The 14,987-nt window shown below is 52.6% G+C and carries 15 protein-coding genes; all 15 read left to right on the top strand.

The features are described 5' to 3' along the window. The coding region (locus HYT76_08805; GenBank protein ID MBI2083646.1) for a hypothetical protein at positions 1 to 313 on the top strand (313 nt) is incomplete at its 5' end. A gap of 211 nt (positions 314 to 524) precedes the next feature. Next, positions 525 to 863: a 4Fe-4S dicluster domain-containing protein gene (locus tag HYT76_08800; protein MBI2083645.1), complete on the top strand. Its 339-nt coding sequence runs from the start codon at positions 525 to 527 to the stop codon at positions 861 to 863. 130 nt (positions 864 to 993) lie between these two features. After that, positions 994 to 1,434, top strand: a complete 441-nt coding sequence (gene mraZ, locus HYT76_08795) for a division/cell wall cluster transcriptional repressor MraZ (GenBank protein MBI2083644.1) — start codon at positions 994 to 996, stop codon at positions 1,432 to 1,434. Further along, a complete protein-coding gene (locus HYT76_08790; protein MBI2083643.1) occupies positions 1,434 to 1,790 on the top strand; it encodes an STAS domain-containing protein in 357 nt (118 codons plus the stop codon). The genes mraZ and HYT76_08790 overlap by 1 nt, the downstream gene beginning before the upstream one ends. After that, positions 1,759 to 2,655, top strand: coding sequence for a 16S rRNA (cytosine(1402)-N(4))-methyltransferase RsmH (rsmH, locus tag HYT76_08785; GenBank protein ID MBI2083642.1), 897 nt, complete (start codon positions 1,759 to 1,761; stop codon positions 2,653 to 2,655). Before HYT76_08790 ends, rsmH begins: the two co-directional genes overlap by 32 nt. Positions 2,656 to 2,785: 130 nt before the next feature. Next, a complete protein-coding gene (locus tag HYT76_08780) occupies positions 2,786 to 3,115 on the top strand; it encodes a cell division protein FtsL (GenBank protein ID MBI2083641.1) in 330 nt (109 codons plus the stop codon). A 1-nt stretch (position 3,116) separates the two neighbouring features. Further along, complete coding sequence (locus HYT76_08775) at positions 3,117 to 5,066, top strand: transpeptidase family protein (protein ID MBI2083640.1); 1,950 nt, start codon at positions 3,117 to 3,119, stop codon at positions 5,064 to 5,066. Next, positions 5,036 to 6,508, top strand: coding sequence for a UDP-N-acetylmuramoyl-L-alanyl-D-glutamate--2,6-diaminopimelate ligase (locus HYT76_08770; protein ID MBI2083639.1), 1,473 nt, complete (start codon positions 5,036 to 5,038; stop codon positions 6,506 to 6,508). Before HYT76_08775 ends, HYT76_08770 begins: the two co-directional genes overlap by 31 nt. Further along, positions 6,498 to 7,895, top strand: coding sequence for a UDP-N-acetylmuramoyl-tripeptide--D-alanyl-D-alanine ligase (locus tag HYT76_08765; GenBank protein ID MBI2083638.1), 1,398 nt, complete (start codon positions 6,498 to 6,500; stop codon positions 7,893 to 7,895). Before HYT76_08770 ends, HYT76_08765 begins: the two co-directional genes overlap by 11 nt. Next, entirely contained in the window at positions 7,895 to 8,971 is a 1,077-nt protein-coding gene (locus HYT76_08760; GenBank protein ID MBI2083637.1) for a phospho-N-acetylmuramoyl-pentapeptide-transferase, read from the top strand. Before HYT76_08765 ends, HYT76_08760 begins: the two co-directional genes overlap by 1 nt. Before the next feature lie 3 nt (positions 8,972 to 8,974). Further along, complete coding sequence (murD, locus tag HYT76_08755) at positions 8,975 to 10,333, top strand: UDP-N-acetylmuramoyl-L-alanine--D-glutamate ligase (protein MBI2083636.1); 1,359 nt, start codon at positions 8,975 to 8,977, stop codon at positions 10,331 to 10,333. Further along, entirely contained in the window at positions 10,317 to 11,405 is a 1,089-nt protein-coding gene (gene ftsW, locus HYT76_08750; protein MBI2083635.1) for a putative lipid II flippase FtsW, read from the top strand. The genes murD and ftsW overlap by 17 nt, the downstream gene beginning before the upstream one ends. A 128-nt stretch (positions 11,406 to 11,533) precedes the next feature. Then, the gene (gene murG / locus HYT76_08745) at positions 11,534 to 12,670 is read left to right on the top strand and encodes an undecaprenyldiphospho-muramoylpentapeptide beta-N-acetylglucosaminyltransferase (GenBank protein ID MBI2083634.1); all 1,137 of its coding nucleotides are present in this window, start codon (positions 11,534 to 11,536) and stop codon (positions 12,668 to 12,670) included. A gap of 45 nt (positions 12,671 to 12,715) precedes the next feature. After that, a complete protein-coding gene (locus tag HYT76_08740) occupies positions 12,716 to 14,089 on the top strand; it encodes a UDP-N-acetylmuramate--L-alanine ligase (GenBank protein MBI2083633.1) in 1,374 nt (457 codons plus the stop codon). Beyond that, positions 14,073 to 14,987: a UDP-N-acetylmuramate dehydrogenase gene (gene murB / locus HYT76_08735; protein MBI2083632.1), complete on the top strand. Its 915-nt coding sequence runs from the start codon at positions 14,073 to 14,075 to the stop codon at positions 14,985 to 14,987. The genes HYT76_08740 and murB overlap by 17 nt, the downstream gene beginning before the upstream one ends.

The raw sequence follows: 14,987 nt of genomic DNA, 5'->3' as shown, positions 1-14,987 counted from the left end.
TCTTCCGAGCCACCAGCAGCTCTTCAATAAATCGTCTTCCACGCAGGGGATTTCACTCAATCTCGATGCCAATTCCAGGAGTCTGCATCTGGAGGTCGGTGCCCCTTCCGTAAGTGCCGCTGCTGACGGATCCACTGATCTGGTGGATGATAACTGGCACTTCCTGGCAGCCACAATCGGGAATGGGGCGCTAGGCGCCTACATCGATGGTCAGCGAGAGGGTTCAGGCTCTTACCCCGGCAGTCCTGACTTCAGCAGTGATGTTGCCACAGCCCCCGTAGGATTAGGGGACGTTCTTCACTACATTAACTAACAATATTCTTAACCGATTCCAACCAGAAAGTAACCAGAAAGTAACCGGTACCTTTTGGTATTGCTCCCTGCGGCGCGAATCGTAGAGGGGAAAAGGGCTCACTCCCGTTGCTCTATGACTTGGTTACGTTAGACCGACATTTTCATGGAGCTGCCACATAGAAAGTCGTTCAGATTGACAGGGGAGCAGGAGTCACCGTAATGTTGTGAAAATGTCTGAAACGACAACAGAGACGGTGACTCCTTCCCCTGTTTCTGCTCCTAAAGCGGCTAAGCCTAAACAAAAGGCATTGGTGGAACGGGATGCCTGTACCGGCTGCGAGTATTGTGTCCATTGGTGCCCGGTCCCTGAGTGTCTTCAGATGAAGGGGGGAGAGAATGTGCAGGGGATTCTGCAGATTGTGAACGTAAATATTGAGACCTGCATCGGATGCAAGCTCTGCGAGCAGAATTGCCCGTACGATGCGATCCATATCTACAAGCTGACCCCTGATGAGATGGAGCAGGTGGCGCCAGTTAATGGGATCATTGATCAACCTTGGGGAACCTGAGAATCAAAGGCGAAAAAATCTGAATTATCAACAAATTATCAACAGTTAGCGGATTAAATATAATTGACAGGTACCATATCGTCCCATATAATCCCACATAAGACCAAAAAGGGTCTTGTGGGGGTTTCAAGTGTTTCGCGGTCGTTATGAACATTCCATCGATCAAAAGGGACGTCTCTCGATTCCTTCCCGGTTTCGAGAAGTTCTCGTGGCCAATTATGACGAGCGTCTGATCCTCACGAATTTTGATAATTGCCTCTGGGCCTATCCGGTGAAGGAGTGGAATCAGGTCGAGGAAAAAATTTCCTCTCTCCCGCAATTTCGTTCCGAGGTGAAGGCGCTTCAGAGATTTTTTGTCTCCGCCGCCTGCGAATGTCCGCTGGATGCGAACGGACGGATCATTGTTCCGGCGACACTTAAAAAATATGCGGGGCTTGCGACGGATGTGGTCCTCGTCGGGATGACGAAAAGGATTGAGATCTGGGCGAGTGAAAAATGGCGCAAGGTTTTTGAACAGGCAGAAGGCGACTTGGGCTCTATGGGAGACAAGCTCGCTGACTTAGGACTTTAATGTACCAAAAAATTGCCGACATCTCGGTTTTTGATCTCTCGGGCGATCTCGATATGTTCGAAGGACATCAATTGATGCGGAGCCTCGCCCGCCTGATCCGCAGACAATGGGTGAAAATCGTCCTCGATTTTGGCGAGGTGGAACATATCAATTACAAGATCCTGACGGATCTTGCCTCGATCGCGGTCGCTTCTCATACACTGCAAGGGGAAATCAAATTTGCCAACGTCAGTGATTATCATCGGAACATTTTGAAGGTAGCTGGGGTCGACAGCTATTTCAGGACTTATGATTCATTGGCCGATGCGATCTTGAGTTTTGAGGATGGATACGCCTCATCAGCCGGTCCTTGTTGAGGAAGTGATCCAGGGATTGGCGCCACGGCCTGGTGGTCTTTACGTGGATGCCACCCTCGGGGCCGGTGGGCATGCGGCAGCGATCCTTGAGAAGCTGGGAGGAGAGGGGAAGCTGATTGGGGTTGATTGTGACGAAGAGATTCTTTCGATCGCCCGACGGCGCCTGGAATCCTACGAAGGGCAGGTTCAATTCGTCTTGGGGCACTACGAAGACCTGCCGGAGATTTTATCAGGGCTAGGGGCAGGACCAGGCGCCGTTGATGGCCTCCTGATCGACCTTGGGGTTTCTTCCTTGCAGTTGGACAGACCGGAACGCGGTTTCAGTTTTTTGAGGGAAGGGGCTTTGGATATGCGCATGGATTTATCACAACATGAAACAGCGGCCCAGTTGGTCTCGCGTCTTCCGGAACGGGAGCTTGTGAAGATCTTTCGGGATTGGGGAGAGGAGCCTCAGGCAGTGAGGATCGCCCGGGCGATTGCCGAGACGAGGCGGAGACGACCTCTCCGGACGACACGCGATCTCGCTTCTTTGATTGAGGATCTGTTTCCGGGCGGTCGGCGCATGCGGATTCATCCTGCAACCCGTGTTTTCCAGGCTTTGAGGATTGCGGTGAATCATGAATTGGAACGTCTCAAAAGTTTTTTGTCTTTCTTCCCCGATCTGCTTCGTCCGGGAGGAAGGGGAGTTTTTCTTGCCTATCATTCTCTGGAAGATCGTCTCGTGAAGAGGTCCCTTCGTCAATTTCAACGTGAAGGGAAGGTAAAAATTTTAACCCGGAAGCCGATTCGGCCGGTTGAGCGGGAGCTTGCGACGAATCCCCGTTCTCGCTCAGCCCGGCTCCGGTATTGTGAAAGATGTCGATAATGGCTTATCTACTTCGTTGGTCTCCTCGGATGCTCCTCGACGTACCACAGCAAGTACGCCTGCGTCGCTCCTCGTCGACCTGCCTAGTATCTAAGCCATTCTCGACATCTTGAAGGAGAGTTTTGGAGTTATGACAAAAATATATCGGACACAGAACGGCATCATCGGGGCGCAACGAGTCCGCAAACGAAGGACTTTGAAAACAGCCGCTTATTTCTTGAGTGTCGTTTTTGTCTTTGCCCTTCTTCATGTCTGGACGCGTGTTCGGGTGGTTGAAACCGGTTATGAAATCCGACGCCTTATGGAACAAGGGGAAGAGCTCCAAGGCGAACATCATTCCCTGAAGCTGGAAGTCGCGACGCTTCGCTCGCCCGCTCGCCTGGGAAAAGTGGCCTCCAGATTAGGACTCAAAAGACCTCCGGAAAAGCAGGTAACCCTGATTACTTATCGAGCTCCATGACATGAGACAGAGAAAAATCTTCTATAGCAGTGAAACCCGATCAAAAATTCGCAGACGTACGGCAGGCGTTATTCTTCTTTTGACGTCCGGATTCGCCCTGCTTGTTTACCGGTGTCTCACCCTTCATATGGCTCCTGATCCGAGGCTTCAGCGTCTGGCAATCAATCAATACAAGGCCCGACTTCAGGTCGCCCGTCCTCGGGGGACGATTTATGATTCCAGGGGAGAGGAGCTTGGGGTCAGCGTTCCTACTTATTCTCTTGCGATCAGGCCATCGAAGTTGGCAGCACCCAAACAGCTCGCCTTGAGTCTCTCTCGAACACTCTCTATCCCTTATGAGCAACTCATTGCCAAGGTGAGCTCAGAGAAAAAATATGTCTGGGTCAAAAGACATCTGACCCCCAAGGAAGCGAATCTTCTCAAGACAGGGGAGGAAGAGACAGGGGTGGAATGGGTCAATGAGGCGAAACGATTCTATCCGAATAAGGAATTGGCGAGCCAGATTCTGGGCATTGTCGGCATTGATGGGCAAGGACTCGGAGGGATGGAACTTGCCTACGATCGTTTTCTAAACCAGCATGAAACAGAGTCGAATACGTATCAGGATGCGCGTGGGCATCGGCTTGAACTCCCGGGCGCAATCAAGAAAGATTCTAAAGGACCTTTTGACCTCTGGCTCACCCTGAATAAATCGATTCAATTTACACTTGAGACGGAACTTGAGCAGGCCTGTCGGGGGTATCGTGCAAAATCTTGCACAGGGATTGTCATGGACCCCCAGACAGGGGAGATCCTCGCGATGGCGGGTTTCCCAAGCTTTAATCCCAACGCCCTGCGCCGATCCGATCCTGACTCCTGGAAGAACCGTGCCGTGACGGATGGTTTTGAGCCGGGCTCAATTTTTAAGGTGATCATGGCGGCGGCGGCCCTCGAGAGTGGGACGGTTCAGCCGGAAGATCGTTTTTTTTGTGAGAACGGCGCCTATCCGATCGGTCGGAATGTTATCCATGATACGCATCCTCACGGTCTCTTAAGCTTTCGGGAGATCATGAAGGTCTCCTCCAATATCGGGATCATGAAAATAGGACAGAGGGTTGGGAAAAAGGAATTTGAGAAAATGATCCGGGTCCTTGGGTTTGGCCAAAAGACCGGGATTGATTTTCCGGGAGAGGATGCCGGTATGGTGCGGCCTTCAGAAAATTGGGGCGAGATTGAATTTGCGAATATGGCCTTTGGTCAGGGGGTTCGCGTAACGCCGATCCAGATTCTTCGCGCCTTTTCGATCATCGCCTCAGGGGGATACGATCTCAAACCGCATTTTGTTTCGAAGGTGACCACTCCGGATGGGGAAGAGGTGTGGCGTTTTCAAAAAAGCCCTACCCAAATCCTGAAGCCGGAGACAACCCGGATCCTGACTCAGATGCTGACAGAAGTCATACAAGAAGGGGGGACCGGGACTCAGGCAGGGCTTTCCGCCTATACAGTCGCCGGGAAAACAGGGACTGCCCAGAAGGTCAAGAACGGGAAATATTCGAAACAAGACTATGTCGGTTCTTTTGTCGGTTTTGCCCCTGCCGAAAATCCGCGGGTTGCTGCGCTGGTATTGATTGATGAGCCGAGGGGGCAAATCTATGGCGGTGTCGTTGCCGCCCCCGTTTTCAGAAAGGTTGTCTGGGAGGCCTTGAGGGAATTAGGAGTTTCTCCTCGAACCCAGCCGACAATCCTTAAGGCAAGTACGGGAGAGATGCCGGAACTGATCGCAACCTCTTCCCCGGACAGCGTCCCTGATTTCCGAGGGTTATCGATGAGAGAGGTTTTAAGGCTTTTGGAAGAGAAAAAAATACCGGCGGAGATCGAAGGTTCGGGCGTCGTTTATCATCAGGAACCGGTTGCCGGGACACGGCTTGCGAAAGGAGAAACATGCCGGATCTTGCTCCGGTCATTTCATTAGCCGAACTTGATATGAAACTTTCCAATCGGGAAATTTCCGGAATGACTCAGGACTCGCGGCGGGTCGAGAGCGGTTTTCTCTTTGTTGCGATCCCTGGAAGCAAACAAGATGGGAGGCAGTTTGTTGAAGAGGCGGTTCAGAAGGGGGCGGCTGCTATTGTGCTGCAGAAGTTGATGCCAGGATTAAAGGTTCCGCAGGTTATTGTCGAGGATCCTCGAAGGCTCCTCGCCGATCTCTCGGCACGATTTTATAGAGAACCGACACGGAGACTGAAGGTCTTCGGGATTACCGGAACGAACGGCAAGACAACACTCACCTATCTTCTGGAATCGATTTTCAGAGAATCGGGTCGTCGGCCCGGAGTGATCGGCACGATTAACTATCGATACGGTTCTTATGTGGCAGCGGGACCGACGACGACACCTGAATCGGTCGATCTCCAGAAGATTTTTTCGGAAATGCTGGAGGCCGGAATCACCGATGTCGCGATGGAGGTCTCTTCCCACGCCTTGGCCCAAGGGAGGGTTCGGGGGATACATTTTGACGGCGTTGCCTTTACGAATCTCTCCCGTGATCACCTCGACTACCACAAAGACCTTGACGATTATTTTGCCCAGAAGCTCAAGCTTTTTACGGAATACCTGCCGGCCAGTGAGAAAAAGAAAAAGTTTGCTGTCATCAATCGGGAGGATCTGTGGAGCCAGAAGATCGATGAGCTCTGTTCGCTCCCGAAAATTCGGGTTGGTCTCTCCGGGCCGTATGAGGTTACCGTCCTCAGACATTCTTTGACTGCCGAGGGGATCCAGGCGACTTTGAATCTGGAGGGAGATCCGCTTGAGATCTCTTCTCCCCTGATCGGCTCCTTCAACCTGGAAAATATTCTTGTTGCTGTGGGGATCGCCTATGGGGCCGGTTTTTCCCTGGACCGGATTGCGCGTGGTATCGAGGCGATGAGGGCGGTGCCGGGGCGTCTTGAGCCGATTCCGAACTCTCGCGACCTCTCGATCTTCGTTGATTATGCCCATACCCCTGAGGCGTTGAAGACAGTCGGAACAACCCTCAAACGGATTTCCAAAGGCCGTCTCATCACGCTCTTTGGCTGCGGAGGGGATCGCGATCGCGGCAAGAGGCCGGAGATGGGGCGCGAAGTGGCGCAGTTTAGTGATCTGGTCGTCGTGACTTCCGATAATCCGCGGACTGAAGATCCGGAAAAGATCCTCGACGACATCGTGCCGGGACTTAAAGAAGGCCATCTCTCTCCTCAAAATATTTTTCGCATCGTTGATCGACGTGAAGGGATCAAGAAGGCATTGGAGCTTGCCAAGGCGGGTGACACCATCTTGATCGCCGGGAAAGGGCATGAGGATTATCAAATTATTGGGACAAAAAAAATTCACTTTAGTGATCAAGAAGTCATCAGGGAATTACTCCATGAGACTTAGGATGGAAGAGGTTGTGAAGGCGACAGGAGGAAGATTGATTTCAGGTTCTCCAGAGGCGGTGGTTCGAGGGGTCTCGACAGACAGCCGGACCGTGAAGAGCGGAGAGCTCTTTTTTGCGCTGAAGGGAGAAAATTTTGATGGGCACGATTATCTCAAGATCGCTTTTCAACAAGGTGCGGTGGGAGCCGTTGTTCACAAATCCCCCCTTGCCCCCCTTTGTCAAAGGGGGGTGCGGGGAATTTTAAATATTATTCAGGTTCCTGATACGTTGAAGGCATTAGGAGACTTGGCGACGCGCTGGCGGAGATGTTTTCCGATTCCGGTGGTTGCGGTGACCGGTTCGAATGGAAAGACCACGACCAAGGAGATGATCGCCTCTGTTCTTGCGGAGAAATATCCCGTGCTGAAGACGGAGGGGAATTTCAACAATCTCATCGGACTTCCCTTGACCCTCTTCCGATTGAATCGTCGTCATAAGATTGCGGTGCTCGAGATGGGGATGAATGCCCCGGGTGAGATCCGAAGGCTGACGGAGATTGCCGCGCCTCAAGTCGGTGTTATCACGAACGTGGGGCGTGCCCATTTGCAGGGATTGAGGACAATTCGCGGAATCGCCCGTGCGAAGGGGGAACTTCTGCAGGGATTGCCACGATCCGGAGTTGCCTTTCTGAATTCGGATGATTCGTCGTCTCCCTTTTTGAGGAAATTATCTCACGCCACCGTTCGGACGTTTGGTTGGAAGGGGCGTCCTGATCTGAAGGTTCGGCGTTACGAATCTCAGGGACTTGCAGGCCAAAGATTTACTGTGAAGGTTCAGCGAAGATTGTATCCCTTTTCCCTAAAACTTTTGGGGAAGGGGAATGTCTCGAACGCCCTCGCCGCGATTGCGGTCGGGGATTATTTCTCGGTGCCTCCCGCGAGGATGAAACGTGCCCTCCATCATTTGAGGCCGAAGAGTGGTCGGATGGAGCCTCTCTCCTCACGCTCCTGGACCCTTTTAAATGATGCCTACAACGCCAATCCAGATTCGATGACCCAGTCTTTGGAAATTTTTCGGGAGATCGGGGGACGATCGCTAAGACGCGTCGCAATTTTGGGGGAGATGCTGGAGCTGGGGCGCTTTGCCAGTTCCAGTCATCGGGAGATCGGCGGAAAAGCGATCCGATACAAGGTCGATCTCCTGATCGGGATCGGGCCTCATGCCCCGGATCTCCGACGAGGGGCGCTGGGAGAAGGGGCAAGACCGGATCGTGTCGTGACCTTTCGGGAGGGTCCAAAATCTTTTGAATCGATTCGATCCCTTTTGAAAAAAGGGGATCTGATTTTGGTGAAGGGATCCCATGGGATGAGGTTGGATCGATTGGTTGATATTTTGAGGAATTCATAATGCTTCAGGCACTGCTTTATCCACTCGCGGACCAATGGATCGTTTTCAATGTCCTGAAATATATTACCTTCAGGACGGTGGCTGGTTTGTTGACGGCGATGGTTCTCTATTTCTCTCTGAATCATTGGCAGATCGAGCTTTTGAAAAGACTCCAGATCAAACAGTCAATTCGTGAAGAGGGGCCGAAGCATCATCAGGTCAAGGCGGGGACCCCAACGATGGGGGGGCTCTTGATCTGGTTTTGTGTCTTTTTCTCGACACTGCTCTGGATGGATATCAGGAATGTGACCGTTTGGGTCACTGTGGGGCTTTATAGCGGTTTCGCCTTCATCGGTTTCTGGGATGACCGGCGCAAGATTAAATACGGCTCCAATCTGGGGCTCAAGGGGAGGCACAAATTTCTGATGCAGTTGTTCGCTGCCCTCATGGTCGTCCTGCTTTATTTCGAACTTTTTCCTGCAGACACGCGTCTCTCGTTCCCCTTCTTCAAATCACTCTTGCCGGATCTTGGGTGGTGGTATCTCCCTTTTTCCTTGTTTGTCATTGTGGGGGCCTCGAATGCGGTCAATCTGACCGATGGACTTGATGGTCTCGCCACCGGTCCTTCGATCCTCGCCTTTGGGACATTAGGGGTGCTTGCCTATTTTGCCGGCCATGTCGGTATCGCCTCCTATTTGCAGATCCCTTATATCCTTGGCAGCGGTGAGTTAGCGGTTTTCTCCGGCGTTGTTTGTGGCGCGTTGGTCGGTTTTCTCTGGTTCAATTCTTATCCCGCCGAGATTTTCATGGGAGATGTCGGATCACTTCCGCTCGGTGCTGCGATGGGATTCATCGCCCTTGTGACGAAGAATGAACTCCTGCTGGTCTTGATCGGGGGGATTTTTGTTCTTGAGGCGGTTTCGGTCATCACACAGGTGGTTTCTTTCAAGATATCAGGCCGGCGCATCTTTCAGATGGCGCCGATCCATCATCATTTTGAACTCAAGGGATGGCAGGAGCCGAAGGTGATCGTGAGGTTTTGGATTATATCATTAATTTTGTGTTTGGTGGCTCTCAGTACTTTGAAACTGAGGTGATGAGTGCGATTAAAGGGTAAAAACGTATTGGTAGTCGGTCTCGGACGTTCGGGTCTCGCGGCGGTGCGATTTCTCCTGGATCGTGGTGCGCGTGTAGCGGTGACCGATCAGAGGCGTGAAGAGGAGTTTGGCGATTGGCAGAGGGAGTTTGATGGGGAGGAACTGGAAGTCCATCTCGGCGGACACGAACCAGAGATTTTTGACAAAAGAGACCTGATCTGTCTTTCCCCTGGCGTGCCTTTGGATCTCCCGGGTTTGAAACTGGCGAAGCGTCGAAAGATCCCGATCATCGGTGAGATGGGACTTGGGGCGGAGTTTCTCGAGGCCCCATTTGTTGCGGTGACCGGAACGAATGGAAAATCGACAACCTCAACTTTGATTTACCAGATGCTTGTGGCCGCCGGACAAAAAGTTGCGTTGGGAGGGAACATCGGCACTCCGCTCCTGGACCTGATTTTAACGGGGGACCGGTATGAGCGTCTCGTCCTGGAGGTCTCCAGTTATCAGTTGGAAACCGTCAAGGAGTTCCGGCCAGAGGTTGCTGTCCTGCTCAATGTGACGGAAGATCATCTCGACCGCTATGAGAGTTTTCAGGATTACGTTCGTGCGAAGACCCGGATTTTGAAGGATCAGACAGGGCGCGATGCGGTCGTTTACAATGCGGAAGATTCCCACATCGCCCCTTACGCCTGTCGGGCCAATGCCAAAAGGATCCCCTTCGCACTTCATCGCCAGCCGTCTGAAGGGCTTTTTTATTCCCATGGTCGGATTGTTCGACGGTGGAAAAAGGAGTTCGAGGATTACCCACTCGCAAGAACCAAACTGACGGGGCTCCACAATGTGGAGAATATGATGGCCTCGGTCGGGGCGGCCCGATCGGTCGGGGTCTCTCCGGATCAGGTCCAAAAAGTCCTGGAGTTGTTTGAAGGACTTCCGCATCGGATGCAGCTCGTTGGTGAGTATCGTGGGGTCCGGTATTACGACGACTCAAAAGGGACGAATGTCGATTCCGTCTGTAAATCGATCGCAGGATTTGAGGATCGCCAGGTGATCCTGATTGCGGGCGGGCGTGACAAAGGGGGGAGTTACCGTCCGCTGCGCGATTTTGTTTCAAAAAAGGTGGTTCGACTTCTTTTGATCGGAGAGGCGAGTGCCAAGATCGCCCGAGAACTTCAAGGGTGTACGGAAATTCAGGAGGTCGGGACCTTGGAGGCGGCGGTACGGGAGGCAGCGCAAAAGGTTAAGCGAGGTCAAGTGGTCCTTCTCTCACCTGCCTGTGCCAGTTTTGATCAATTCAGAAGTTATGCAGAGCGAGGGGAAAAATTTCGTGAATTTGTGAGGAAATATGCGGAAGCCGTTTGATTATACATTGCTTCTAACAACGCTGCTGCTTGTCGTCGTAGGACTCACCATGGTTTTTTCAGCCTCAGGTGTTCTCGCCAAGGAGAGGTTTCAGGACAGCACGCTTTTTCTGAAAAAGGAATTGGTGGCGGCGATTATCGGATTCGGCGCCCTCTTTCTGATTCGTTTGGTTCCGGTCCGGTTTTTTTCAAAGGCGGTTTATCCACTCTTTCTGATCTCCCTGATCCTTTTGGTGCTTGTCTTGATCCCGTCGGTGGGGACGAAGGTGGGCGGGGCCTCCCGATGGTTTCGCCTCGGTCCGTTTTCCTTCCAGCCTTCGGAGATTGCGAAGCTCGCGCTGATCTTTTTCATGGCGCATATTCTGACAAAAAAGAGGGAGAAGGTGAATCTCTTCATCGGATTCGCCTCCCCGATGGTTTTTTCGGGGCTGCTCATCGGACTTGTCCTGATGGGGAAGGATCTTGGTGGGGCGACGGTCATGGGGGCCTCTGTTTTTTTCATGATGTTTATCGGCGGGGTCCGTCCCTCTTACCTCCTTTCGGAGATCCTTCTTGCCCTTCCGGCCTTCTACTATCTCGTCTTTTCGGTTCCTTATCGGAGGGCGCGTGTCCTCGCCTTTTTAAATCCATGGGATTATCCCCGTGGCGCCGGTTTTCAGATCATCCAGTCCTATGTGGCGTTTCATGCCGGTCGATTTTTTGGGCAAGGTTTGGGAGAGGGGAAACAAAAACTCTTCTACCTCCCGGAGGCCCACACCGATTTTATCTTTTCGGTTATTGGAGAGGAGCTCGGGCTTTTCGGAACCATGACAGTCTTGGGTTTGTTTGTTGTCTGGCTCTATCGTGCCTTTCGGATCGCCTGGAATGCGCCGGATCTCTTCACGTCGTATCTCGCGTTGGGGATTTCTCTGATGGTCGGATTGCAGGTCCTTTTGAATGTGGCGGTGGTCACCGGTCTGCTTCCGACAAAAGGGTTGCCGCTTCCGTTTATTAGCTATGGGGGGAGTTCACTGATCCTGTCGCTGATCGCGGTCGGAATTTTGCTGAATATCTCTTCAAGAGGAGAGGTTTAAATGGAAGCCTCTGAAAAAGCTCCAGTTGCAAGGCGCCTGAGGAAGCGCGACGCAGGCGTACTTGTGCCGTACGCTGAGGAGCGACTGACGAAGGCAACGCAGCAAATGGACTTTTGCAGAGGCTTCAAGTGAATGTGGTTATTGCAACGACAGGGACAGGCGGTGAGTTATTTCCAGGCATTGCAGTGGCCCAGGCCCTCAAGGGGCACAATCTTCTCTTTGTCGTTTCCGGTCTTGGATCGGAGGAAGAGACGCTGAAGCGGTACCAGTTTTCTTATGAAAGGATTGCTGTGGGAAGGTTAAAGGGACAAAACATGATCGCCGGGGTGAGGACGTTGATCGGGCTTCCAAAGACGCTCTGGTCCGCTCAACATATCTTGAGGAAGTTCGGGGCGCAGGTGGTCTTTGGGCTGGGCGGATACAGCGCCGGTCCTGTCGTGCTCGCTTCTTATTTTCTAAAAATTCCGCGGGCGATTCTTGAACCGAATGCCGTCCCGGGGTTGACCAATCGACTTCTCTGGAGATTTTCGAACCAGATTTATACCGCCTTCCCGGGCATGGAACGCTATTTCCCCGGAAGAGAGACCTTGTGGACCGGTCTCCCGGTTCGCGGTGAGATTGAAAGGATTGGCGAGAAAAAAGAAGGTGGCTTTTCCCTACTTGTTTTTGGGGGGAGTCGTGGCGCCCAGTCGATCAATCGCCTGATGTTTGAGGCGGTCCCGATCCTTTTGCAGTCCAATCCGTCAATCAAGATTCTCCATCAGACAGGGCAAAACCATTTCGAATCGGCCGAGAAAAAATACAGGGAACTTGGTCTCTTGGGGAACCAACTTCGAGTCGTCCCTTTTATCCAGGATATGGGTGAGGCGTATCGGGAGGCCGACTTGGTTGTATCGCGCGCAGGGGCCTCAACAATTGCCGAGCTGATAGTGGCCGGACGTCCGGCGATTTTTATCCCGTATCCGCATGCCGCTAGAAATCATCAGGAGGAGAATGCTCGTGCCCTGGAAAGGGTAGGGGGCGCGAAGGTTTTTCGGGAAGGGGAGTTGGCGGTTGAAGGGGGAAAGCGATTGGCACAGGAGATCGTTACGCTTGCCTCTGATCCATCTCGGCTTTCCGCGATGAAAAAATCGATTTTGAATATGCCGGGACGGGGGGCGGCAGAAAAGATTGCGACATCTTTGATTAATTTGGGACGAACGGGTGGCTTAAGGTCGGGCGCCCGCCCGCCCGCAACGGGTGAGGACGGGTGGGCGGAACCTTAAGACAGGACCCGTTAGTCCTGTGGGGATATTTTTGAAAGCTTTTCTATGTATCAACATATTCGACGCATTCACTTTGTGGGGATTGGAGGGATCGGCATGAGCGGGATCGCGCAGGTCCTTTTGAACTTGGGGTACAAGGTTACCGGCTCTGATCTTTACCGCTCTGCCGTGACGGATCAACTGCGTCGCCATGGGGCCGGTATAAAGATCGGTCATAAGGCAGACTATCTGGGAGAGGCGCAGGTTGTTGTGACCTCGTCGGCAGTCCGGAAAACAAACCCTGAGGTTCTCGAGGCGGAGCGTCGTGGCATCCCTGTTATTGCGCGCGCCGAGATGCTCGCCGAGTTGATGCGCCTCAAATATGGTGTGGCGATCGCGGGGAGTCATGGCAAGACGACAACGACCTCGCTTGTTGCGAGTGTCCTTGCCGCTGGAGGTCTGGACCCGACGATCGTGATTGGGGGGAGGCTGAAGAATCTCAGGTCCAATGCCCGACTTGGGGCCGGGGAGTTTCTGGTCGCCGAGGCGGATGAGTCAGATGGTTCATTCCTGCATCTCAATCCGACCATTGCGGTGATTACGAACATTGATCCCGAACATCTCGATCATTATCGGGATTTCGATTCGCTTAAAAAGACATTTGAAGAGTTCGCTGAAAAAATTCCGTTCTATGGGCTCGCTGTTTTTTGTGTCGATCATCCGGTCGTTCGTGAGCTGGCGAGACGGTTTGGCAAGCGATCGGTGACTTACGGATTGAGGGAGACGGCTGATTTTTCAGCGTCACAAATCCACGCGAAGGGGATCGGAAGTGAGTTCCAGGTTTGCCTCCGGGGAAAATCTCTTGGGACCGTTCGACTGAATGCGATGCCCGGCCGGCACAATGTCTTGAATAGCCTGGCCGCTGTCGCCGTGGCGCATGAATTGGGGATCCCCTTTCGGTTTGTTCAAAAGGCCTTGGCAAATTTCAAGGGGATTGGGCGGCGTTTCGAGATTATTCGGGAAAAACCGATCACAATCGTGGACGATTATGGCCATCATCCCGAGGAGATCAGGGCAACTTTAAAAACGGCGCGTGATGTCTGGCATCGGAGGAAACTTTGGGTCCTTTTTCAGCCACATCGTTATAGCCGGACCAAGTTGCTGATGAACGATTTTGCCACCGCTTTTAAGGAGGCGGACCATCTCTATATTGCGGAGATCTATGCGGCAGGTGAGGAGCCGATCCGAGGGGTCAGCGGTCGGGTCTTGGCGCAGAAAATCCGCGGTCGGAAGGCCCGTTTTGTTTCTGGTTTTTCGAGTCTTGTGAATGAAATTTTTCCAAAAATTCGAAAGGGAGATGTGGTCATGACTTTGGGGGCTGGTGATATTTGGAAGGTGGGACGGGAAATTTCGAGAAGGATGCATGAGTCTTATCACTGAAACGATGAGAGACGAACTTAAAAAAATCTGTCGTCAGATCCATTTTGACGAACCGATGTCGCATCATACCTCGATTCGGATCGGCGGGAAGGCGGATGCCTTCGCCTACCCGGAGACTCTTGAGGAGGTTTCGGGGCTCCTCGCCTATCTTCGTCAGAAAAAGCTCTCTTATTTTCCCCTGGGGGCAGGGAGTAATCTGATCGTCCGCGATGGGGGGATTCGCGGGGTTGTGCTGTCTCTGACTCAGGGTTTTTCATCACTTCGTTTGGAGGATCCAGCCATCCTTTATATTGAGGCCGGTGTCGGTCTTCCCCGACTCATCGAGTTTGCGGTCGAAAAAGGGCTTTCAGGCGTCGAACCGCTCGTTGGTATTCCAGGGAATGTGGGGGGAGCGCTCGTCATGAATGCCGGCACGCCTGAGGGGGATATTGGGCGCATCGTCTTGAGCGTGACCTTCGTCGATCGCGAGGGAAAAATCGTGACATGGGAGAGGGACAAGATCCGTTTTGACTATCGTGAGAGTCACTTCCCTCGAGGGGCGATCCTCCTTTCCACCCGCCTCCAGCTGGAACTTTCGACACCCGAGGCGGTTCGAGAGAAGGTCGAAAAAATTCGGCAAAAGAGGATCCAGACCCAACCGCTCAATGTCCCGAATCTCGGTTCTGTCTTCAAAAATCCGAAGAAGGGGTATGCCGCCCGTTTGATTGAGGAGTCAGGACTGAAAGATGTTCGCGTGGGGGGGGCGAGGATCTCGCCGAAACATGCCAATTTTATTGTGAATGAGGGAAAGGCGACGGCGCGGGATGTTTTGGCATTAGTCGGTTTGATTAAAGACAAGGTGAAGGAGAGGTTTGGTGTCATGCTGGAATTGGAAGCCCAAGTTGTGGGGGAGGAATAA

The sequence above is a fragment of the Deltaproteobacteria bacterium genome, from assembly GCA_016180845.1.
In the GTDB taxonomy this organism is placed as follows: Bacteria; UBA10199; UBA10199; order JACPAL01; family JACPAL01; genus JACPAK01.
Note: the sequence above shows the minus strand (reverse complement) of the source record. Positions and strands in the feature narration are given on the sequence as shown.